This is a genomic window from Paenibacillus mesotrionivorans, assembly GCF_046098205.1.
Lineage (GTDB): Bacteria > Bacillota > Bacilli > Paenibacillales > NBRC-103111 > Paenibacillus_AR > Paenibacillus_AR mesotrionivorans.
Window position 1 is genome coordinate 213199 of sequence record NZ_JBJURJ010000011.1, and the last position, 22274, is coordinate 235472.

General features: G+C 56.0%; 16 protein-coding genes. 6 read left to right on the forward strand and 10 right to left on the reverse strand.

The window, feature by feature from the left end; all coding sequences use genetic code 11:
* Positions 1 to 152: 152 nt before the first annotated feature.
* Positions 153 to 725, reverse strand: a complete 573-nt coding sequence (locus ACI1P1_RS17720) for a CBO0543 family protein (RefSeq protein ID WP_416217763.1) — start codon at positions 723 to 725, stop codon at positions 153 to 155.
* Between the two features lie 146 nt (positions 726 to 871).
* Between ACI1P1_RS17720 and ACI1P1_RS17725 the strand changes: the two genes are divergently transcribed.
* Together ACI1P1_RS17725 and ACI1P1_RS17730 are read left to right on the forward strand one after the other, a co-directional pair.
* The gene (locus ACI1P1_RS17725; protein ID WP_416217764.1) at positions 872 to 1543 is read left to right on the forward strand and encodes a response regulator transcription factor; all 672 of its coding nucleotides are present in this window, start codon (positions 872 to 874) and stop codon (positions 1541 to 1543) included.
* A complete protein-coding gene (locus ACI1P1_RS17730; protein ID WP_416217765.1) occupies positions 1540 to 2535 on the forward strand; it encodes a sensor histidine kinase in 996 nt (331 codons plus the stop codon). Before ACI1P1_RS17725 ends, ACI1P1_RS17730 begins: the two co-directional genes overlap by 4 nt.
* Before the next feature lie 39 nt (positions 2536 to 2574).
* On the opposite strand, the gene ACI1P1_RS17735 is transcribed toward ACI1P1_RS17730, so the two are convergent.
* The gene (locus ACI1P1_RS17735) at positions 2575 to 4542 is read right to left on the reverse strand and encodes an FtsX-like permease family protein (RefSeq protein WP_416217766.1); all 1968 of its coding nucleotides are present in this window, start codon (positions 4540 to 4542) and stop codon (positions 2575 to 2577) included.
* The gene (locus tag ACI1P1_RS17740) at positions 4539 to 5285 is read right to left on the reverse strand and encodes an ABC transporter ATP-binding protein (RefSeq protein ID WP_416217767.1); all 747 of its coding nucleotides are present in this window, start codon (positions 5283 to 5285) and stop codon (positions 4539 to 4541) included. The genes ACI1P1_RS17735 and ACI1P1_RS17740 overlap by 4 nt, the downstream gene beginning before the upstream one ends.
* A gap of 259 nt (positions 5286 to 5544) precedes the next feature.
* Between ACI1P1_RS17740 and ACI1P1_RS17745 the strand changes: the two genes are divergently transcribed.
* Complete coding sequence (locus ACI1P1_RS17745; protein WP_416217768.1) at positions 5545 to 8568, forward strand: ATP-binding protein; 3024 nt, start codon at positions 5545 to 5547, stop codon at positions 8566 to 8568.
* 16 nt (positions 8569 to 8584) lie between these two features.
* On the opposite strand, the gene ACI1P1_RS17750 is transcribed toward ACI1P1_RS17745, so the two are convergent.
* The 3 genes from ACI1P1_RS17750 to ACI1P1_RS17760 all read right to left on the reverse strand — a co-directional run bounded on the left by ACI1P1_RS17750 (position 8585) and on the right by ACI1P1_RS17760 (position 11389).
* Positions 8585 to 9361 carry an AAC(3) family N-acetyltransferase gene (locus ACI1P1_RS17750; protein WP_416217769.1) on the reverse strand — a complete coding sequence of 259 codons (777 nt, stop codon included), beginning with the start codon at positions 9359 to 9361 and terminating at the stop codon, positions 8585 to 8587.
* A gap of 29 nt (positions 9362 to 9390) precedes the next feature.
* Positions 9391 to 10128 (reverse strand): UMP kinase, encoded by a 738-nt coding sequence (gene pyrH / locus ACI1P1_RS17755; protein ID WP_416217770.1) that lies wholly within the window; start codon positions 10126 to 10128, stop codon positions 9391 to 9393.
* Between the two features lie 262 nt (positions 10129 to 10390).
* The gene (locus ACI1P1_RS17760) at positions 10391 to 11389 is read right to left on the reverse strand and encodes a GNAT family N-acetyltransferase (protein ID WP_416217771.1); all 999 of its coding nucleotides are present in this window, start codon (positions 11387 to 11389) and stop codon (positions 10391 to 10393) included.
* Between the two features lie 202 nt (positions 11390 to 11591).
* On the opposite strand from ACI1P1_RS17760, the gene ACI1P1_RS17765 reads away from it, so the two are divergent.
* Positions 11592 to 12707 (forward strand): DUF4037 domain-containing protein, encoded by a 1116-nt coding sequence (locus ACI1P1_RS17765; RefSeq protein WP_416217772.1) that lies wholly within the window; start codon positions 11592 to 11594, stop codon positions 12705 to 12707.
* Positions 12708 to 12767: 60 nt separating this feature from the next.
* On the opposite strand, the gene ACI1P1_RS17770 is transcribed toward ACI1P1_RS17765, so the two are convergent.
* Positions 12768 to 13472: a pirin family protein gene (locus ACI1P1_RS17770; RefSeq protein ID WP_416217773.1), complete on the reverse strand. Its 705-nt coding sequence runs from the start codon at positions 13470 to 13472 to the stop codon at positions 12768 to 12770.
* A gap of 181 nt (positions 13473 to 13653) precedes the next feature.
* Between ACI1P1_RS17770 and ACI1P1_RS17775 the strand changes: the two genes are divergently transcribed.
* Positions 13654 to 14511, forward strand: coding sequence for a hypothetical protein (locus tag ACI1P1_RS17775; RefSeq protein ID WP_416217774.1), 858 nt, complete (start codon positions 13654 to 13656; stop codon positions 14509 to 14511).
* On the opposite strand, the gene ACI1P1_RS17780 is transcribed toward ACI1P1_RS17775, so the two are convergent.
* Both ACI1P1_RS17780 and ACI1P1_RS17785 read right to left on the reverse strand, forming a co-directional pair.
* Entirely contained in the window at positions 14444 to 16774 is a 2331-nt protein-coding gene (locus tag ACI1P1_RS17780) for an AraC family transcriptional regulator (RefSeq protein ID WP_416217775.1), read from the reverse strand. The two genes, ACI1P1_RS17775 and ACI1P1_RS17780, sit on opposite strands and share 68 nt — an antisense overlap.
* 130 nt (positions 16775 to 16904) lie before the next feature.
* Complete coding sequence (locus tag ACI1P1_RS17785; protein WP_416217776.1) at positions 16905 to 17348, reverse strand: GNAT family N-acetyltransferase; 444 nt, start codon at positions 17346 to 17348, stop codon at positions 16905 to 16907.
* 71 nt (positions 17349 to 17419) lie between these two features.
* Here ACI1P1_RS17785 and ACI1P1_RS17790 point away from each other — a divergent pair, with 71 nt between their 5' ends.
* Entirely contained in the window at positions 17420 to 18958 is a 1539-nt protein-coding gene (locus ACI1P1_RS17790) for an extracellular solute-binding protein (RefSeq protein WP_416217777.1), read from the forward strand.
* A 507-nt stretch (positions 18959 to 19465) separates the two neighbouring features.
* On the opposite strand, the gene ACI1P1_RS17795 is transcribed toward ACI1P1_RS17790, so the two are convergent.
* Positions 19466 to 22204 (reverse strand): LysM peptidoglycan-binding domain-containing protein, encoded by a 2739-nt coding sequence (locus ACI1P1_RS17795; RefSeq protein WP_416217778.1) that lies wholly within the window; start codon positions 22202 to 22204, stop codon positions 19466 to 19468.
* Positions 22205 to 22274: the final 70 nt, after the last annotated feature.

Sequence of the window (22274 nt, forward strand, 5' to 3'; positions counted from 1 at the left end):
TTCCTCCTTCCGCATTCTGTCGGTATCACATCTTTACCCGGCAGCGGATACAGGTAAGCATACGGACAAACCGAAAACCGCCAGGACACTGTCCTGACGGCAATAAGCTAAGGGATCCGCATAGGGGCAAGGTGCCCACCAGCTCTTTTTTGCTAAACCCGGCTCTTCGCTTTCCGCTGGAGAGCCAGAAACAGGTCCGTTGTCAGCTTGGGTACAAGGCCGATGACCACATAGAACAGGAAGAGCTCCCAATAGGTCGTATCGCGAATCCGGATAAACCGGGTTATCTGCATCAGAGGCTTCACTCCGAAGGCGAAGGCGACGCACAGCAGGAGCATGTATAAGTAGTAGTTTTTGTGGCGGTGAACTGTCCACTGATACATGAGCATGTAGGATACTGGTATGAGTGAAGCATCCAGCCCGAAGCTGGCTGTCGGAAACGGCAGCAGCACGAAGGGATACACCCACATGGCATGGGAGGTGCCGTACAAATCGCAATACAGCGCCACCGTATGCACCCCCAGTCCATAAAAAAGAACCTGCAGGAGACGCTGCCGGTCCAACCTCCAAAACAGCACCAGGAGGGGAATCAGCACAACCCCTGCCAAAACCCAGAACTGCCAGGTGAACAAGGAATAAGTACTCCAGTAGATGCTCCAGTTATATGTGAAGGCAGACAATTGATCGGATAATTCCCGGACAAGCTGCTCCTGTTCCGCACTCATGGGATATCACTCCTTTTCAGGAATACTATCCCCATCCCGCTGCAAAATATCCATTCCCCGGCCACACCGCATAAGCTTGGTGTTTCCCCGGGCCAGCTAGTATACTGGAGGAAATGATTGCATTCTTTTTCCACGGGGGAATATCCATGTTTTCCATTATGCTGGTAGAGGATGACGATAAAATCCGCACCATTGTGGCCGATACGCTGCGCAGGTGGCAGTTCCAGGTGTTTGAGGTAACAGCCTATGACCAGGTGCTGGCGGAGTTCAACCGGCTGGGCCCGCAGCTGGTGCTGCTGGACGTCAATTTACCTGTACTGGACGGCTACCACTGGTGCCAGCAGATTAGAGCCGCCTCCAAGGTGCCGATTTTGTTCCTCTCCTCCCGCAACCAGAATATGGACATGATTATGGCCATGAATATGGGAGCCGACGACTTTGTCCAGAAGCCCTTCGATCTGGGGGTGCTGGTAGCCAAGGTGAACGCCTTGCTGCGGCGCAATTATCTGTACCACGAGGAGAGCTTGCAGCTGGCCCACCGGGGACTAACGCTGAATGTGGCCAACTCCACGCTTCATTACCAGGGGAAAAGCACGGAGCTGTCCCGCAATGAGTTCATCATCATGCAGCTGTTTATGCGCAGCATCGGCAAAATTGTGTCCCGGGAGGAGCTGATGCAGGCCCTTTGGCGGGAAGAGCAGTTCGTGGATGACAATACCCTCACCGTCAATGTCAACCGCCTGCGGCGCAAGCTGGCTCAATTGGGGATGGAGGATCTGATCACCACCCGCAAAGGAATGGGGTATATCGCGGAATGAAGCTGTGGCGGTTTTTCAAATATGAGCTGCCGTACCTGGCTGTTTTTCTGGCGGGGTACGGCATTATGCTGGCGGTGGTTGCGGCCGATCCGGCCGCCCTTTTGCGCGGGGAGACCGCCTTGTACGGGCTGGCGCTTCTGGTGCTCCTGTGGAGCTGCTTTTTCATCCGCCGGTATGTCCTGACCCTGCAGGCCGCCAGGCAGCTGTACGAACCGGAAGCGGCCGCACTGTCCCTGGAGGCGGAGCTGTGCCGGGAGGCGCTGGATACCCGGGAGAAAGTGCATATCCGCACCTTGAACGAAGTCCGGGCGCGCCAGAATGATCATTACAATTACATCGTCTCCTGGTTCCATGAGGTCAAAACCCCCATTTCCGTGCTGCGGCTTCTGCAGCAGACCGGCATGGACGCGAACAGCCTGGAGGAGGAGATTTCCCGGATTGAGCATTATGTGGATCAGGCGCTCTATTACGCTAAGCTGGACAGCTTTAATCAGGACTATGAGCTGGTGAACTGCGACCTGGAGAAGCTGGTGAAGGAGCTGGTGAAAAACCATGCGAAAACCTTCATCTCCCGGAAGGTGCAGCTCCGGCTGGACCTGGCTCCGGCCACCGTCCAAAGTGACGCCAAGTGGCTGGCCTTTATCCTGAACCAGCTTTTGACCAACAGTCTGAAATATACCGCCGTCCAGGGGGAGATCTCCATTACCTTGGCCGCCACCACAGAGGAGAGGCTGCTGATTATCCGGGACAACGGCATCGGCATTGAGCCGAAGGATCTGCCCCGGGTGTTCAACCGCGGCTTCACCGGCACCAACGGGAGAGCCTACGCCCATTCCACCGGCATGGGCTTGTATCTGGCCCAGGAGCTGTCCAGGAAGCTGGGGCACTACATTACCTGTGCTTCGGAGGTGGGCCGGTTTACGGAAATGACCGTTCATTTCCCCCGCAATTATGACGCCTATCTGGATACCGTTGCACCAACAAAGCCCTGATGAACCGCGGCAGACGGTCTATCAGGGCTTCTTATTGGTTTAACGCTGGTTGACGATCCGGTAATAGAGACTGGCGGAGGACAGATAAAAGAACAGATAAACCAGACCGTATATGCCCAGAATAACCAGGACAATCCCGGGGAGATCAGGGAAATCCTGAAGCGACTCCAGCATGTAATACCGGATGACCAGCCAGCTGAATACCACGGCCAAAATCAGCGGAGGAGCAAAAATAAACACCAGCTGCTTGCGGATAGCGCTCCGTATCCGGCGGTTGTCCACACCCAGCTTGCGGAGGACGGCATACTGCCGCGCTTCCTCCGCCGCCACCTTCAGCTGGCGGAAGTAGACCACGCTGGCCAGGGCGAATACGGCGATCAGAGCCAGGAAGGCCGCCGCGAACAGGAGCAGCGACGAGCTCTCAATCTGGATGGAATAAACATCCGCATAGGAGGAGTAATACCAACCTGGCCGGGCCCCTTCTCCCGCCAGCCGGTACACCTCCGCCGACAAATCCTCCGCATGCTCCGGGTCACGGATCTGGTACAGCTCCAGCATAACAGCTTCACCCGCCTGACGGGCCTGCTCGAACGCTCCATCGGAGATCACGATGACGGCAGGCTTCTTCTCCATGGAATGGCCGGGAATGGTAGCCCAGCCGAGCAGAGCGTAATCCTTCATCTCTGCCAGCCGGAGTGTAGTCCGGGAAGCCGCACCCACTACAAACTCCGGCTGCGCTTCAGGCGGATACGTCCGGGCCAGATCCGTTCCCTGGGACAGAGAAACCGCCTCCTCTCCCCGGAGCTGCACCCGCTCATCATCCCCGCGCCAGGCAACCAGGCTGTTATAATCCCTTGCCGCCATGAGGAGAACCGGCTCTTCGTAATATTGCGGATTCTCGAATGCCACGCTCCGGTCCGTCACGGCCTGGGTGCGGATCAGCTCCAGCCTTCGGTAATCCTTCACCGGATGCTCTGACGCTTCAATAGTGCTGCGGATGGCTGCACTGGCCCGCTCACCCGGATATTCGAAGGCGATGCCGTTGGGCACATTCATCCGCACCGCGTCGAATTGCACCCGGTAGTTCACCACCACAAAGCAGGTTAACAGAATAATAGCCGCCCCTGCCAGCGTGATAAAGGTGAGATTGGAGGTATTCCCCCGCACCTGAAAGCGGAGAGAGGACGTCCACAGCATGGTATTGCCCTCATAGTAGCGCCTCCTGCGGGAAATCACGCCCAAGATCCATCCGGAGAATTGCCGGAAGAACAGATAGGTTCCCCCGAGTACCCCCACAGCCGTCAGAATCATACAAACCGTAGCATGCTCCCGCCAAAGGGCGGAATTCATCCCCCGGCTTAACACAAACACCGCCTCGCCCAGCAGAAGAACAGCCAGCAGCGCCAGGACAGGGGAAGACCGGATCGGCTTCTCCGCCGTTTCCCCGGCATGGAACAGCTCCACCAGCTGCACCCGCCGGATAGCGATATGGCTCTGGACGGCAATGATCACGGACAGCAGCAGGAACAGCGCCACTGTAGTGCCGATGGCCTGCAGCGGGAAGGAGAAGGACACGGTCTCTTCATACTGCATCAGCTTCATCAGCAGCATCCCGAACAGCTTGGAGAGAAATCCACCCAGCAGGATTCCTGCCGAAAGGGAGATGCCGCTCAGGATCAAGGTTTCATAGAAAACCATCCAGGTAATCTGCCGTTCGGATAGCCCCAAGAGCAGATACAGGCCGAATTCACGCTGCCGCTGCCGCATGAAGAAGGAGTTGGCATACAGGATAAACACAATAATGAACACAAATACCACGACGGAGGCAATCCTGATGCCGTTCTGAAAATTGCCCCGGTTCTTGACCATATCCAGAATATCCGGATTAAACATCAATGCCGAAAACGTAAAATGGATGATGACCCCTATGATCATGGAAACGAGATAAATGGTATACAGGCGAAAATTCCGGCGGACATTGCGCAGGGTCAGGTCGAAGAGCTTCATCCCGCCTGTCCCCCCAGCATGCTCTGGGTGTCCAGAATCCGTTCATAGAAGGTCTTCCGGCTCTGCCCGCCGGCATACAATTCATTGACGACCGAACCGTCCCGCAGGAAAATAACCCGCTGGCAATAGCTGGCCGCATAGCTGTCATGGGTCACCATGAGAATGGTGGTGCCGAAGGAGCCGTTAAGCTGGGCCAGCTGTTCCAGCAGCTGGGTGGCCGAGCGTGAATCCAGAGCTCCCGTAGGCTCGTCGGCGAACACAATGTCCGGCTTGGTGATGAGAGCCCGTGCGGAGGAGGCCCGCTGCTTTTGGCCCCCGGATATCTCATGGGGATACCGCTCCAGCACCTCTCCGATCTGAAGCGCCGACACCAAGGGACCCAGCCGGGCCTCCATCTCTCCGGTTTTGAATCCGCGCAGGGATAAGGGAAGGAGAATATTCTCCTTGACCGTCAAGGTATCCAACAGATTGTAATCCTGAAAAATAAAGCCTACATGCTCCTGGCGGAACCGCCGAAGCTCATTTTTGTTCAAATCCAGCAGGGACTGCTCCTTCACCCAGACCTCTCCGCCGGAGAAGCGGTCAATGGTGGAGAGCACATTCATCAGAGTGGACTTGCCCGATCCGGACGGTCCCATCACGGCGGTAAACTCCCCGGCGGTGATGGTCAGGTCCAGGTTCCTCAACACCGGCGTATTGCCGTAATGCTTGGTCAGGTTTTTGGTGCGGATTACAGGTTCCATGGCGCTTCCTCCTATTCTGTTACCTACTATAGCCGGAAGGCGGATTTCTAACCATGTCTTTAGGACAGCGGAAGGTGACAGTTTCGTCATCTTGGGACGGAAACAGCGGAGGAAAAATTAGAGGAGGGGTTTAGCCACGCAAAAGAGGAATTCAGCGGAACGCGCCGAAATAATGGGCATGATTCCAATTTTAAACAATAGACCCTTCCAAAACATTCTTCTTGTCCTTCTATTTGTCGGGTTCTTGTTCGGGTTACGGATGATGTGGGGGAGCATCTTCCCTTCCTCGGAACAAGCCTCCGCTGTAAATGGCGTGTTGGACCTCCGGGGCCGCAATCTGGAGCAGTCCCCGACCTTTAGGCTGGATGGCGAATGGCAGCTTTACCCGGGAAGGCTGGTATATCAGGATGAGCTTCCCCAGCTGGAGACGGGGTTCCGGCCCATTCAGGTACCGGGAGACTGGAGCAGCCTCGTATCCGACGCCTCCGGCAAGGCCTACGGAACCGGCACTTACCGGCTGCGCATTCTGATTGATCCCGTCAAAAACCCCCTTTCCATTTGGATGGCCGGGGTGGAGGCCTCGTCCTCCGTATACATCAACGGGACAGATATGGACGAAAAACGGGATTCCCGTCAGGGGGATGATTCGTACTCGCCGAAAAGCATCTCATACACGGCCACCTGCTATGACGTGGAAGGAGTTGATGAGCTTGATGTCCTGATTCATGTGGCCAACTACGAAAACCCGGTAAACGGTGGTATCCTGCACACTCTCCGCTTCGGCTCTCAGGCCTCCATCAGTTTTGTGCGCTGGTATTCCATCGGCTTTCAGTTGATGGTTTTCCTGGTGCTCCTGCTGCATGCCCTGTATGCCTTTATACTTTTCTCATTTCATACTCAAGAGCGGACCTTACTGCTTGTCTGCCTGCTTACCCTGCTGGTGGCCGTATCCGTTATCGTCGGCAATGACAATATTCTCTTGTTATGGCTGCCGGTCAATTACGCAGGGGCTCTGAAAATCCGGCTGCTCTCCTATGTGTGGTATGCCTATCTTATCCTGCTGTTATTCCGCCGGCTATCCTCCGCTCCCGCCGCCAATATGCCGATCCGTCTGTTTACCGCAGCGCTTTTGGCCTATTCCGGCTTTGTTTTGATTGCACCAGCTCCTTGGATTCATATTTCTACGGCATTGGGAATCTATCACATGTTTTATCTGCTTCCCTTTCTTTGGTTTGCCTGTATGTTCGGCACCATGATTTTCCGGAGGCAATCCGGTGACGGCACCACATACTTCCTCCTCTCCGCCGCGGGTATCATGAACGACACGGCTTGGGGGCTGTGGAACACGTCCTGTCCCGTCTTTTATCCGCTGGATATCATTATTGCCATTATCGGTTATTGCGCGTACTGGTTCAAAAAGTACTACCTCCACGCGAGGGAGAATGCAGTCCTGAACGAACAGCTGCGCCGGGCCGATAAGCGGAAAGACCACTTCCTGGCTAATACCTCCCACGAGCTGAGAACGCCTCTGCACGGGATTTTGAATATTGCCCGGACCGTAGCGGAGAAGGAGAAGGACAAGATAGACGGGAAAAGCTTCCGGGATATGGAGCTGCTGATTACCATCAGCCGCCGCATGTCCGACCTGCTGGACGATCTTCTGGATGACGCCCGGCTGAGGGAGAAGCGTATCGTGTTGCAGCAAAAGCCTGTGCTGATCCAAGCCGTAGTTCCCGGAGTGATCGGCATGCTTCAATTTATGATGGAGGGTAAGGCGATTCAGATGGAAACGGACATACCTGGCTCCTTGCCGCCGGTTATGGCGGATGAGAAAAGACTGATTCAAATCCTGTACAATCTTTTGCACAATGCACTTAAGTTTACGGAGGAAGGCTTTATTACTGTCTCTGCGGAAAAGCGGGACAGGCGCCTGCTGGTTCATGTTTCCGATACGGGGATGGGAATGGATGCGGAAACCCGGGCACGGGTATTCCTGCCGTATGAGCAAGGCCCGGAGGGAGCTGACGACGGCAAGGGCATCGGGCTTGGCCTCAGCATCTGCAAGCAGCTGGTGGAGCTGCACGGCGGAGCCTTAACGGTCTGCTCCGAGCAAGGCAAGGGCTCCGTCTTCCGCTTTGATTTGCCCGTGGCCGATACAGCCGGTTCCTCCGCGCCGCAAAAGGAAGAGCCCGGCCTCTCCCCCGAAGTGACGGGAAACGCCGAGCCCTTCTTCCTGAATGCAAACGCCGGCAAGGTTACGGACCCCGGCCCTCTGCCGGTGCCTTGGCATAACGGAAAAGCCCAAATCCTGGCGGTTGATGATGACCCGGTGAACCTGACGGTGCTGGCGGGCATCCTCTCTACAGAGCCTTATTCCGTCACCACAGCCACTTCCGCCCGTGACGCGCTGAAGCTCCTGGGGACCCGCAAGTGGGATCTGCTGATTGCCGATGTGATGATGCCCTTTATGTCCGGTTATGAGCTGACGCAGCGGGTCCGGGAATTGTACTCGGTATCGGAGCTCCCGGTGCTGCTCCTGACGGCGCGCAGCCAGCCCGCCGATATTTATACCGGCTTCGTATCGGGAGCCAACGATTATGTGACCAAGCCTGTGGATGCTCTGGAGCTGAGATACCGGATCAGCGCCCTGATCCGGCTGAAGCAATCCGTCAACGAGCGGCTGCGGATGGAGGCGGCTTATCTCCAGGCGCAGATCCACCCCCATTTTTTGTTTAACACCCTCAACTCCATCATGGCGCTGAGCGAGCTGGACACAGCCAAAATGCAGCAATTGGTGTATTCCTTTGCCACCTATCTGAGAGTGAGCTTTGATTTTATGAATACGGGCGAACTGGTGGAGCTTTCCCATGAGCTGGAGCTGGTTAAGGCCTATCTGTATATTGAGAAGGAAAGATTCGAAAACACCCTGACCGTGGTGTGGGAGGTGGAGCCCCACCTTAATCCGCTTCTGCCCCCCCTGACGCTGCAGCCGCTGGTAGAGAATGCCATCAAACACGGAATTTTCAGCAGATCCAAGGGAGGCACGTTATACATCCGCATTTCCCGGCAAAACAATGCCGTCCGGTTCGAAGTCCGGGATGACGGCAAGGGTATGGACCAAGGGAAGATTGACCAGCTCCTGGAGCCGACCCGGAAGGGAACCGGCGGCATCGGTATTTTCAACACCAACCGGCGTCTGATCCAGTTGTACGGCCAGGGTTTGTCCATTGTAAGCGGGCCTAATGAAGGGACGAGAGTTTCCTTCTCCATTCCCGACGATTGAAGGATTTGGCAATGCGTTAAGAGGATGCAGGCTCTCCCGGCAGCGGCTCATTGTCGGAGAAGAGATGCGGATTCTCCTTCAGCATGTCCGACAGCACCTCGTTCATCCGGACCGTATCGCATACCCACATGAGAGCATCCCCCAGTTGGCTCCGGCGGATGGCTCCCGCACGCTCCAGCACTCCCTCCACCTTCCAGAAGTGAAGGGACCAGCGGAGCCCGCAGTGCCGGCGGGACGGTACGGGAATTTCCCTGCCGTCCGGCAGTACGGTGACCAGCGGTTCATGCCCGTCGGTCAGCCGTCCGGGAATGTCCACCCACTCTTCGATCCCGTGGATGAAGGTATTGCGCTTCAGGTCTACCCCCACCAGCAGAATGGTAGCCTTGCGGTCCAGCAGCTTGCCCCAGGGGGATTCCCGGTGGCAGGGGGTATCATAACACTCTGCCCCCTCTACATATTCCGCCGCCTCCCGTCCCAAGGCCGCAACCGAATGGGTAGGATGCAGCGAGCGGATCACCCCGGGGCGCTTGCGGAACAGCTCGGTGAGAATACCCACGCAGGAGGGGGAATCCTCAACCGAATAGCGGGGGTTGTCCGCGTTGATATAGGACCAGGTATGGGTGGGCAGCACAAGCAGGCCGTCCTTCATATAGTCGGACAGCGCATCCAAGACGGTATCCGCTCCGCCGTCCACCTGGCCGATGCTTTTCATGGAGGAGTGCATGAGCACAGTCCCCTCCTTGGGAATTTGGGCTTCCTCCAGTTGCTTGAACAGGCTTTCTTTGGTGTGCATCGTATGTTCTCCTTTATTGTTGTCGATGGTTACTCCAACTCCAGCACCGAACGGCTGCTGATATAAGTGCCGCGGTCAATGCCCTGACAGATGGCCTTCATGGAGCCGGGTTGGTCAAAATTGAATACATGCATGGGCAGCTCGTAGTCCCGGGCGAGGATGAATGCCGCCTGATCCATCACTCGCAGGTCGCGGGAGAGCACGTCATTGTAGTGCAGGGACACGAACCGCCGCGCCGTTTTGTCCTTGCGGGGATCGGCATGCAGCACGCCGTCCACCCCTTGTTTGGCCACCAGCAGCGCGTCGCAGCCGGTTTCAATGGCCCGCTGCACAGAGGGATAATCCGTCGTTACATAGGGCTGACCGTTGCCTCCGGCAAAAATGACGATGTAGCCTTTTTCCAGATGGTGCACGGCCCGTAACCGGATGTAAGGCTCTGCCACGGATGCAACGGGAATGGCGGTCATCACCCGGACCTCCCGGGTGGTTTTGGACTTCAGCACTCCCCGCAGCATCAGACTGTTAATGACAGTGGCCAACGTCCCGATGTTGTCCGCCTCCGCCCGTTCGATTCCCCAGGCTTCCCCCATATTGCCGCGGAAGATATTGCCGCCCCCGATAACCAGCCCCACCTCTACCCCCAACTCTACCACAGACAGAATCTCGTTGGCGATATGGTCCAGCCGCTCCGGCTCGAATCCGAACTCCGATGCTCCAGCCACCGCCCCTCCGCTCAGCTTAATCAATACCCGTTTGTACCTGGTCATACAACCGCCTCCTTATCAAATAAAAAAACACTAAAGCGGCTGCCGCTTTAGTGTCCCCATGAAGCAAATATATGAAATGACCAACCTCCGGGCTGAGACTGAACAGGTCCGTATCCGGTGCTGGCGCTTCATACTCTCACCCCTTATTCACTATAAAAAATCAGGTTTCCAAGATTTCTCTGATTTATTCTATACCGGGCTGCGGAGGAATGCAACACGCCAAAAAGGATTTTCATCCCACATCCCTATACAAGGCCGGTTGTTACCCTTCTCTGCCGGTAGCCCACAGAATCCGCGGGTCCACCTGCCGAACGAGGCGATACGCATAAGGCGCGAAGCCGCGTCGGGGCCAAAACCGTGAGGACTCCAGATTGGTGATTCTCCAATCCGTCACACAGTTCACAAACCCTGCCTGGCGCGCATGGACGAGGCCATAACGGGTAAGCGACTTGCCCACACCCAACCCCCGGGCATGGGGAGCAGTGGCCCCCACCTCCAGGCAGATGCACGAGCCGGGCATCATCATATCGGACTCCGACTCCTCCGCCGGAAAAAAGGCCTGAAATCCAAGCAGCTCGCCGTCCTGGACAGCCACCCATAAAAACCCGGATTCATCGTCAATGAGAGCCGCATAACCATCCTCAAATCTCTTCCGGTCTTCGGCATAAGCCACACCCCAGACAGGCTCCTGAGCCTGATGCTCCATGATATATACCGCCGCTTTCCGTATAGCTGCTTCGTCCTCCTTCCGCGCCAGACGGATTTCTATACCGCCGGCCCGTTGAGGCAATTCAAGCTCCGGGGGAATCGTCTGCACCCCATGCACCTGTTCATACCCGAAGCCCAGCCGCAGCCACCCGTCCATAGCTCTGGCATCTCCGGCAGGCACCAGCGCATAATGCCGAAAGGCACCGCGCTTCACCCATTCCGCCGCAGCGGCGGCATACAAATCACGGTACAGCTCCGCACTTTCCCCTTCGGCAATCGCCGCTCCGGCATAGGCCACCCATACATGGCGCTCACGGAGCTTATCTGTTTCCAGCTTGCCGATGAGATAACCGGCCAGCTTCTCTCCCCGGAACGCAGCCACTCCGACGGCTCCCGGCGGGGCCAGAAGATCCTCTATCATCCGGGCGGCCTGCTCCGGTTCCTCGAACCTCTGCTGCAGGACAGGTGTGCCCTGCCTCTCAGCCGCATGGCGCGCAGCCAGCAGGCGGCCCGCGGCTTCTGCATAGGAAGATTCAAATCTGACGATCCTCATTGGCTTCCCTCATTCCCGTATATAAATAAAAAAGCCTGATCGCATCAGGCTTTAGTTTTATAAAAAAGAGTCCGGATTTCCACCAAGACTTCAATCTAAATGATAACACAACCGTTATGAACAGTCTAGTAAAATTGGAGCAAACTGGTAAGATAGGGGTACCGGTATATCTGCAAGGCGCGCCTGCAAAAGGAGCATATCAGTGAAAGGACTTGATCTTTGCGAAGCATTCTATTGGGAGGTGGTAAGGCCGATTATAGCCCACCGCTTTCCGTCTTTATTGGAGCGGCACGCAGCCGGATTGATTGGGTACGGCTCAGATGTGCTGGGGCATGATGATGAATGGTCCCGCGATCACGAGTGGGGAGCCAGATGCCATATCTGGCTAACCGAAAGAGATTATGCGGAGCATGCTGCCGGATTGGACCGGGCCTTGACTGAAGAAGTACCCGTCTCATTTCGAGGCTGTCCGGCCCGGTTTACCCCGGATGAAGCCGGGGAGGTCCTTGTTCCTCATAAGGACAGCACCGGTCTGCATCATGTCGCCATCACAACCCTTTCCCGCCACATGCACATCCAATTGGGAATGACTGCTGCGGAGCCAGCCTGGGTGGATTGGCTGGTTATCCCCGAGCAGAAGCTGCTGGAATGGACTCGGGGGCGGATATTTATAGACCCTCCGGGGGAAATTACCGCCTTGCGCAAAAGGCTGGCTTATCTGCCGGAAGGGGTTTGGCTGTACAAGCTGAAGGAGGCCTGGAGCCACTTTGGAGGATTGTATGTGCCGGTACTCGCGGACCGCAGGGGGGACTCCTTCTCCGCCCGGCTTGCCCTCAACCGGCTGGCGGAAAAAGCGGTGCAGCTGATCTTTTTGTACAATCGACAATACCGTCCTGGCACCTATAAGTGGATATCCCGGGAGCTTGCCCGGATTGGTCCCGCCGCCGCTCGGCAAGGCCGGATGCTGGAAGCGGCCATCTTGGAGCCGGATGCCGCCCAGGCTGTCCACCGGATCGAAGAGGTTCTGGAGGAGCTGGCAGACCTGCATAACCAGCTCCGGATTACGGCTCCCGTCAAGCTGGAAGCTTCGCATCCCTATGCCCGTGGTTTGCAGGACCGTTCCTACAGCTCCTTGGAGAAAGTACTGACAGCCTCCTTGTCCCCGGAGCTCTGCCAGTTGGAGATTCCGGGCGGTGTAGACCAGTTTGTGACCAGTCCCTATATTCTTGTATGGGCAGAGCATTACAGCAAATTCAGAACGTTGTATCAAATGAAGGCTGATATCGACCGCACGGGAATCGGCGACATGATGGTCTGATGACGTCTGCCTGAACATCACACATTAAAGGACGCTCCACTGGGAGCGTCCTTGTTTGCGTTACGGCAGGTCGATAAGCATGAAGCTGGCTCCCGCGGCCGTGTTCAGGTTAAGCTCCTCCACACCGCTGATCCGGGCGGCATCCCGCTTCCCGAGCTGCTCCTCTCCGTTCAGCGTCAGCTCACCCTCGATAACGAAGAGGTAAATCCGGCGCCCTGCTTCCTGCCGGAAGGTGAGGGTTTGCCCTGCCTCCAGCTCAGATAGGTAGAGGGTCAGATCCTGGTGGATAAACACAGTTTTGTCAGAATGGGTTGTGTTGGAGACAACCGGCAGCAGACGGTTTTTCATGGCGGACAGATCGTAGGCGATCTGCTCGTAGGATGGCTGCAAGCCCTGCTCGCCGGGCATAAACCACAGCTGGAGGAAGTTCACTTCCTCCTCCCCCGATGGATTTATCTCCGAATGGACAATCCCGGTACCAGCGGTCATCCGTTGAACCTCACCACGCCGGAGCACCTCCCGGTTCCCCGTGCTGTCCTGATGCTGGAGCTCCCCCTTCAACACGACGGACACAATCTCCATTTCCTTGTGGGGATGGGAGCCGAAGCCCTTCAGCGGGGCGACAAAATCATCGTTGAACACCCGGAGCGGACCAAAATGCATATTGTCCGGATCGCGGTACTCGGCAAAGGAAAAGCTGAAATTGCTTTGCAGCCAACCATGGTCTGCGGAGAATCTGTCTGCTGCAGAATAGACGTTAATCATTTGTGATCCCTCCATTTCGTATATCTGTATTATAGAGTTATTTACTTACTATTGTCAAGCGACTAATATATGTGTAGTAAAATTCATGGGTTTTTACATTTGGGGCATACTGCTAATTAGGCCTTTTTGGAGGGTGCACACTCTCCGGTCCAACACACCTATAAAGGACGGACCCCAAAATATGATGAATACTGTATCGTTTGCGGTGCTGGCCCTAATAGCTTTAGCTACCCTCATCTTTTTTATTGTCCGGACTAAAAGCTACTTCATTGTATTCCTGTTCTTAGCGTATGTCGGCATGATCTACGTCTTCGAATATGTCATTCTGGTCCTGTTCCATTCCTATACCTATCATCCCCGGATGCTGCCAGACCCGTATATGGACAGCATGATGGGTGCGTTTATCTCCAATTTCCTGACGGTCCCTACCCTAGGCCTGGCCATGGTGATTTACCGGCTGAGGTTCCGCTGGGCCATCCTATTTTCTTGTTTAATGATTGGGATTGAGTGGCTGTTTTTGAGGCTGGGAATTTATGAGCATGAATGGTGGAGACTGTCTTACTCCTTCGTCGCGTTTATTTTCTTCTTTTGGCTGGTTAGCTTTTGGGCGCGCCGAGTTGAGCACGGAAACCGCCTCTTCCAATACGTCAGCCTGCTGATGTTTTCCTTAAGTGTCCTAAATACGCTGGCATTTGTAAGAATGCTAGTGAACATAGGTATTTTCGAGCCGGGATTTTTTGAAAATCCAACACGGGATGATGTTGCCTTCACGGTTCCGTATGTTTTCCTGAAGGGGATCCTCCTGACAAACGCCATTTATTGGACGCGGAAGCTCCGGTGGACCTTGGCAGTTGTGGCTGTTCTGCTCGGCCTCCACTATGTTCTCGTCAGCGCGGGTATTCTGAAGCTGTTTATCTCCCCATGGACCTACTGGCCGATTTACACTATCAGCCTTCTGGTTGGAGCCGGACTCATTTGGTTGGCGATGCGGCTCCTCCGCCGTCCTGCCGGTTCCGCTCCCGGTATTGGCCGGGGGTGATCCCCTCCTGCTTCCGGAAAAAGCGGATAAAGTTCTGCGAGTTGTTATAGGTCAGGCGTTCGGCGATGTCCTTTATGGGCATATCCGTTTCCACCAGCCACCGCTTGGCCATATGAACCCGGTAGGCGGCCAGGTATTCGCTGAACAGCTGGTTGGTCTCCCGCTTGAACACACCACTGAGATAATGGGTGTTGTAGTGCAGGATCGAAGCACATTCCTCCAGGGTGAAATCCGTATCAAACCGTTTGTGGATCATGTCGATCATAGCCTCGGAAAGATTGCGGTACTGGGAATCCCCCCGCTCCTGGAAGATGCGGGCCAAAGGTGCCACCAGACGGCGGGCAAACCATTTTTCGATTTCCCCTGGCACATACAGCTGGAGCAGCTCATTATACAGCTGGGCATACTCCTCCGCCTCCAGCTGGGACAGCGTTATCCCGGACTCCTGCATGAGGATCATCAAATCGTTCAGGAGGCGGACCAGCGCAATCTGGTATTCACCCGGGCTGCGCTCAGCTGAGAAGGTTTCCTCCATCCATTGATGCAATATTCCAAGCGCCTTCTCCTCATCCGCCAGCTTCACCGCATCCGTCAGCTCATGCAGCAGCTGCCGCGGATAATGGTACAAGGCGGAATGATGGCCCCGGTTGACGTCTGCAAAATGGATGGTTACCCCTGTTCCCAGCTTCAGGCGGTGCTTCAGGGCATCCGCCGCTTCTCTGTACCCCCGTGCGGACTCCCGCACGCTTCGGAAGGGCAGACTGATGCCCATACTGATGGATAGCTTCAAATAAGCTTCCATATTCCGCCGCATGGTTTCAGTCAGGGAAAAAACATGCCGGCGGAACGCATCCTCCGTCATCCCTGCCGCCCCGATCAGGGTAATTTGGGTTTGGTCCAGAGTGACGGGAGGAAAGCAAATCTCCGGCCCCAGACTCTCCTCTACGATATTATTGGCGGCAAACAAAAGAAGATCAGCATCTCCCGGGGAATACGGGGTTCCCTCCAGAGTATCGGTCTGCATGGCCACTACGGCCAGCCTGTCCCACTGCTTCATCCGTTCCCCCAAGCCGTAACGGGCAATTTGCTCCCCGATCTCCGACTCCTTCAGCTGGCCCTGATACAGCTTCATCAGAAACAGCACCCGCAGCTGCCGGGTGTTGATGGAGATTTCCTTTTTCATATAGGAGTTAGAGGCTGTTAAATGGTCCAGGTGCTCCTCGATCATCTGAAATTCATTCTGTGCCCGCACAGGCTGGCGCTTGCCGATCCGCTGCAGAAGGCTTTGAATCGGGGTATACATGCTCCTGCTGCCCAGCCAGACGAAACACAGGGTAACAGAGACGATGGCCAGGAATATAATCAGCATCACCCACGCCAGCTGTGTGGATTGCGCCGACATCAGGTTGAGATCCGTTACCAGCACGTAGATCCACCCGTTGTAATCCGAGCGGACATAAGTAAGGGTATAGTCCCCCCGGCCTGCCTCGACCTCCATCTGGCCGCTCTCTTCCGTCAGCCTATCCAGAGTTTCCTTGGTGATATAGCCCGTATCCATGGCGGACATGCCGGTCAGGGCCGGGTCGCGGTGGAACAGCAGATGCCGGTCGGGCCCGATAATAAACATATCCTGAAAATCCGACTCCAGATCCACCCATTGATCCAGGCGGCAGCTAGGGATATAGGCCATCGCCAGGCCCCGCTTTTCCGAGCTGCGGACGGGGAGTTTTTTGGACAGGGCTATGGTATACTTGCACCCGGACACCTCCGAGGACGGAGATCCCAGAGATCCCGTCTGCCGCAGGGACCAGCTGGAGTCATACGGGAGGTCGTTGAATGCCAGAAGCGCGTCCTTGGCGGGGAATTCTTCAAACTCATAGAGACGCTCGTTGTTAATCAGCCAATTATCGCTGAAGTTCAACAGCACCACGTCCGTCACCGGAGAGCCTCCTGACTGGAGGTTGCTGAGATTTTTGCGGAAGCTGTTGTTCAGAGCAAACTCCCGGCTGGTAATGGGCTGGTACAGGGCATCCTGCACGGCGGCGGAATTCACCACCTGGTTGAGGTTGGTATCGGTGTTTTTCAGCACCTGCTCCACGTTGCCCGCCAGCTGGCGGAGCAGATCATGGCTGGTCTGATCCAGATGGGAGCGGATTTCACCGCTGGATTTCATATAAGAGAACACGCCGAACGCCAACACCGGAATCACGCCGATGGCGAACCCGAACCATAATAAACTGCGGTAAATGCTTCTATGCTTCACTATAAGGACCTCCGGTAAAACCATGCTGTTCGAAGCTGGTTAAAGTGTACCACATCGCCGCGATTTCGTTGAGGCAAGCAGGGTGATATCAGGTATAATGGGCAGGAGAAGAAGTCCGGCGAACATCCGCTCACGTAACATCAAGCTGCATCCGCGGCGCCGGTCCCCCTTGTGTGTGGGTTACGCCGTTAGTGATGAAACCAACAGATTCATAAAACCCTGCCGCCTGCGGGCTGGCGGTTACCTCAATACGCAAGCCGCGGCTCGCAGCGTCTTCGATCAGGGCAGTTGCAACGCCTTTGCGCATCCAATGGGGATCTGTGAACAGATCCTCAAGCTCAAGGAAATCATCAACAGGACGTGCAGACGCAAAACCGACCACACGTCCGTCCACAACAGCAACACGCGCGAACGGCAGCATGGAATCGTCCCACTCGAGCCATTCCGGATGGGCAGCGAAGAGCTCACGGGCACCCTCATAGGTCAGCGAAGCGCAACGAAAGATACTGCGCAGTGTATCGGCATCGCCGCCGACTGCACTTCTAATGACAATTTTAGCCGAGATATCATTCACCGCAGATTCTCCTTTTACGAGCATCAATCAACTTTACCTTACATGTGTCACCAGGAGGTTTTAAAAAGGATATGAGCCGTTTCCGGTCTTACTTCATGATACCGCTTCTATTGGGCTTAGGGCTAGTCCCGGCCGGCTTGGCCGGCTGCTCCGGGCCGCCAGCCGGAGACCCGAAGGAGGAGAGTGCCGAGCCTCTCCGCATCACCGCCATGGCCTATCTGATGAATGCGGGGAACCCCTCGGAAACCCTCAAGCAGCTGATTGAGGAAAAAACCAATACCAAGCTTGACATCCAATGGGTGCTGGACAGCAACTATGACGAAATCATGGAAGCCTCCTTCGCAGCAGGGACATTGCCGCAGGTGGTCTATATCAAAAACCAGGTTTCCTTCCAGCAATACCGGGACGCCATGAAAAGCGGCTACTTCTGGGAGGTCGGCCATCTGTTTAAGGACTACCCCAACCTGAGCAGGCTGCGGCCGGAAATCCTGCAGAATACCGCCGTGGACGGCAGGGTGTATTCCATCTATGCGGAGGTGCCTTCCTCCCGCCAGGGCATCATCTACCGCAAGGATTGGGCGGACCGGCTGGGGATTGAGGCCCCGTCTACCGTAGAGGAGCTGTACCGGATGATCAAGGCCTTCACAGAGGATGATCCTGACGGCAACGGGTTGCCGGACACCATCGGCTTGGCGGACCGCAGCGATCTGGTCTTCGGCGCCTTCAAAACGGTGTCCTCCTACTTCGGCACCCCCAACAATTGGGGGCTGGCAGAGAATGGGCTGCAGCCGGAATTCCTGTTCCCCGGCTACCGGGATACAATGGACTTCTTCCGCAGGCTGTACCGGGAAAAGCTGATTAACCGGGATTTTACCATCATGAGCAAAAACGATCAGATTAACCTGCTGCTAACCGGCAAAGCAGGCATGTACATCGGCTCCATGGAGGATGTGCAGACCTTCTCCCGGAAGCTTGCCGCCCATGACCCTGCTGCTGTCCTGGATGTCCAGAACCGGATTGAAGGGCCCCGGGGAACAGGCGTATGGGGACTGCCCGGTTATATCTCGGCGGTGGTTTTCCCCAAATCCTCCGTCAAAACGGAGCAGGAGCTGCGGGCCATTCTCGGCTTCTTCGACCGGCTGATGGAGCCGGAGATGGCGAATCTGGTCACCTATGGGGTCGAGGGTATCCACTATACACTGGTGGAGGGCAAGGTGCTGTCCAGTGAAAACAGGCAGCTGCTGGAGAAGGAAGTGATTCCCTATGCCACCCTGCTGCAGCGCGGAAACGGCCATGACACCGGGATCCGGGATTCCTACTTCACCTTGCCCGTCCGGCAGAAAGCGGCACGGCTGGTTCAGGATAATGAGGCCATCGTTATCCAGGACCCCACCGCCGCCCTGGATTCCAAAACCTTCGCCGAAAAGGGAACCCGCCTGGCGGATATGATCCGGGACGCCACCTATGCCTACATCCTGGAGGAGGGCTCCGGCGACGCCGGATTTACGGAGGCGGTGGAGAAGTGGCGTCAGGAAGGCGGCAGCAGCATGATTGCCGAATACAACGAGGCATACCGGCAGCAGCAGGCTGGGGACCAGCTCTCCCGGTAAACCTGATGCTCCGGCAGAGGTTCTGGCCGCGGGGGTTTTCGGGCCGATTAGCCTGGTTTTTCGGAAGTTAGCATTCCAAGCCGAAGATTTGCCGCGGAAATAACGGCTCTGATGTCCGGCTGCATTTCTAACGGCGGCCACAGCCGCTATTTCCGCAAATTCGCTGCTTCCCGCATTCTAACGGCGGCCACAGCCGCTATTTGGACCAAACAGCCTGCGGGATGCCCGTTTGGAGCGGAATAACGGCTCCTGCTTCCGTTAGAATTTCAAACCCCGGGTTTTCGGCTAAATAGCGGCTCTCACTTCCGTTAGAAAATCCGACGACGACGGAGCGACCTAGTTACTGCGATAAGCGGCAGCCACCCCGGATAATATCCCCTCAGTTGCCGCATGGCCATATTATTTCCGTCCCTCGCACACTCCCAGCGCCGTCACCAGCGCCCGCCCCAACAGCAGGAGCCCTGCCGCAGCGTTGCGGAGGGCTCCTATTTTTGTTACGGCGGCAGATTACCGCTTGATCTTCAGCTCCTGCCCAATGTAGATCAGGTCAGGGTTCGCGATGATGTCCTTATTCCATTCATACAGGGTCCGCCATTGGTTGGCGCTGCCCAGCAGTGCCTTGGCGATGGCGCTCAGATTGTCGCCGGCCTTCACCGTATAGGTGGTGTAGGACGGAGCGGCTGCGGGCTCCTGAGGGGCAGCCGGCTGTTCTGCGGCCGGTTGTTCGGCTGCAGGGGCTTCCGGTGCGGCAGGCTGCTCCACAGCAGGTGCTTCCGGCGCTTCCTTGTACGCAACCGCCAGCTCCAACAGCTGGGTGCGGTTGCCGCCGCCTACGGTGCCGGTATGCTGGATGCCGAAGCCGCCGAAAGTATTGCCGCCAACAGAAGCAGACAAGGATACTTCATTGGGCAGCTTGGCTTCCTTTTGATCGGAGCTTTGGGCCGTGGCCGAGGTTGCCTTTGCATACAGGGTGTTGTTCTCTACCCGCAGGTCAATGGTGGCGCCCGGGTTAAATGCTGTGGTGGATACGGACTCGCTGATGGGCTTACCCGCTCCGTTCACGTATTCATACAGGGTGTAGTCTGTAGCAATCCCGTATTTGGTGGTCCGTTCAATACGAAGCGCATAACCGGTTTGGGTAGCGGCATCGTATTTGATGTAAACCTCCAGATATTGTCCGTTCGCGCTGCCGAAGCCTTGGCCCGCGGTTTTCTCCGGGTTGAGCTTCAGCTGGAGAGACATATCCCCGAAGCGTCCGTCCAGCGGGTACAGCAGGCGTCCGCCGCGTCCTGTGGTCAACAGCCCTTGGCTGTCCGCTGCCCCGTTAATACCCTTGGTATAGCTCCAGGCGCTTTTTTCCTCTGCCTTCCACTCTACCTTCTGGTCCTGGGGATAGAGAGTATCCACAGTCCAGACACCACTCAGAAGCTTCGGCTGCCAGGTGGTGGAGAAATGCTCGAAGGTGGTGCGGTAGTTATACTTCTCGATGCCAGTGCCGGAGATATCTTCCAGAGTAATGGCTCTGCTGCTGACAGCGGTAACTGCCGGGCCTTCATGGCTCCGCAGATGCTTGGGCTGAACCGATGCCATCACATAATAGCCCACATCGCCCACTGTAAGCGCGTAGGTGCTTAGTGGTTTATTCCCGCGGGATACGGCCATTTCCACCGGATTGGAGCCGTTCTTGTCATCTACACGATACCAGGTAACGAGAGACTGATCGGCTCGTACTCCCTTTTCGTAAGACAGGTCCAGACCATATTGAACGGATACGGTACCGTTTTGCGGCTCGATCAATACAGGTGCTTGGGTAAAAGCAGGTGCATCAATAAAGGACGGGGATACGGTAACCACCGCCTGGTTGGAAATTCCATTATCAGCAGTAGCGGTTACGGTCACCTTAACCGGCTCCTCGCCGGTGTTGCGTCCCTCCACCTTCACACTTGCTCCGGTGGTGGCGGAGAGTACAGCAGCATCGCTGTTGATGGACCAGGTAATGTTCTCGCTGGCGCTGGCCGGGAATACACCGGCGGTCAGCTCGGCAGAGCCTTCACCCGTGCGGATGGCAGCGGACTGGGTGACGGAGATATTGATGGGCAGATCCTTCTCTGCTGCAGCGACGGTCTTCATACCAGCAGGATCCCAGTTGTCCTCACCCTTCAGCAGGCTGTAAACGGAATAAGCCTTCAGCTGCTCCTGGTTCAGAACCGTGCCGTTTTCCTCCGGCAGAATCGTGTAGGGTTTACCGTCCAGCGTAATATTGTAGGCATACGATTTAATGTTGCTTGCCGGATATGGCGCCCATTGAATGGACTCCAGATTGCCGTTCAGATCCTTGAAGCTGTTGTTGATCAGGTACAGGGTGGAGGAATTTTTGGCCAGGAACAAATCTTGGCTGTCGGCAAAATCAATCTCCCACACGCAATCGATAAAGGCCATCCCTTCCTTGCCAGCGGCATAGATCGGCTTGTTGGTGAAGTTGTGGAGGGTCGTGTTCTTCATCAGCTGAATCACACCGCCGCCCATGTAGTCATCTGTACCCTGCACATAGGAGTTTTCGTAGTATACCCGTTCCACTTCGCCAAGGGCAAGAGTGTCCAGCATGCTCACGAAACGAACGTTGTCAAAGGAATAATGGTCCAGCTTCTTTTCCTTGTTGGCCGCTCCAATAACATAGGCTTGAGTAATGGTGGAGGAGCGCTTCTCCTGGTTTTTGGAAGAATCGCGGGGATAGACCAGATCCACATTGCAATAGTTGCCGATGGTCAGATTCTCCGCATGGAAGCCGGTTCCGGTAATGAAGATGGTCTCGGCGGGAGAGGAACCGCTGGCGCTTTCGGCACCGATGGTATGCCCCCGGTTATCCGCCAGCACCACATCGCGGGCGTCTTCAGCAAGGCCGATCAGGCTGACCCAGTCTTTATCCACATACAGGCCCCGGTCATGCAGGGTCCCGTTCATTTGGTACACATCAGGCTCGATATAAATGGTCATCGGCTCAGCCTGTGTGCCGTCCACGGCGGCGGCTACCGCTTCATGAAGGGTTTTGAATTGAAAGGTGGCCGGATTGCTTGCCGTAAGAGCGCCGTCTACATACAGGGACTTGGCACCCAGCACCAGCTGCTTGCCGTTTTTGGCCGTAATGGTTACCCCTCCTGTCTCAGCTTGAACATTCAGCGCCTGGTATGTAAACATACACGTAAAAACCAGCGCCAGACAGATAAACCGGATGAATCTTGTTTTCATGTCCTCTCCTCCTGTTGGGTAGCGGGCGTTCCTTAAAGCAGTTTAAGGCCCTGCCACCATTAAAGCCCAT

Excerpts from the sequence above, each read along its gene's own strand:
- ACI1P1_RS17720 (WP_416217763.1), bottom strand. The coding sequence starts at position 725 with ATGAGTGCGGAACAGGAGCAGCTTGTCCGGGAATTATCCGATCAATTG.
- ACI1P1_RS17725 (WP_416217764.1), top strand. The coding sequence starts at position 872 with ATGTTTTCCATTATGCTGGTAGAGGATGACGATAAAATCCGCACCATT.
- ACI1P1_RS17730 (WP_416217765.1), top strand. The coding sequence starts at position 1,540 with ATGAAGCTGTGGCGGTTTTTCAAATATGAGCTGCCGTACCTGGCTGTT.
- ACI1P1_RS17735 (WP_416217766.1), bottom strand. The coding sequence starts at position 4,542 with ATGAAGCTCTTCGACCTGACCCTGCGCAATGTCCGCCGGAATTTTCGC.
- ACI1P1_RS17740 (WP_416217767.1), bottom strand. The coding sequence starts at position 5,285 with ATGGAACCTGTAATCCGCACCAAAAACCTGACCAAGCATTACGGCAAT.
- ACI1P1_RS17745 (WP_416217768.1), top strand. The coding sequence starts at position 5,545 with ATGATGTGGGGGAGCATCTTCCCTTCCTCGGAACAAGCCTCCGCTGTA.
- ACI1P1_RS17750 (WP_416217769.1), bottom strand. The coding sequence starts at position 9,361 with ATGCACACCAAAGAAAGCCTGTTCAAGCAACTGGAGGAAGCCCAAATT.
- pyrH (WP_416217770.1), bottom strand. The coding sequence starts at position 10,128 with ATGACCAGGTACAAACGGGTATTGATTAAGCTGAGCGGAGGGGCGGTG.
- ACI1P1_RS17760 (WP_416217771.1), bottom strand. The coding sequence starts at position 11,389 with ATGAGGATCGTCAGATTTGAATCTTCCTATGCAGAAGCCGCGGGCCGC.
- ACI1P1_RS17770 (WP_416217773.1), bottom strand. The coding sequence starts at position 13,472 with ATGATTAACGTCTATTCTGCAGCAGACAGATTCTCCGCAGACCATGGT.
- ACI1P1_RS17775 (WP_416217774.1), top strand. The coding sequence starts at position 13,654 with ATGATGAATACTGTATCGTTTGCGGTGCTGGCCCTAATAGCTTTAGCT.
- ACI1P1_RS17790 (WP_416217777.1), top strand. The coding sequence starts at position 17,420 with ATGAGCCGTTTCCGGTCTTACTTCATGATACCGCTTCTATTGGGCTTA.
- ACI1P1_RS17795 (WP_416217778.1), bottom strand. The coding sequence starts at position 22,204 with ATGAAAACAAGATTCATCCGGTTTATCTGTCTGGCGCTGGTTTTTACG.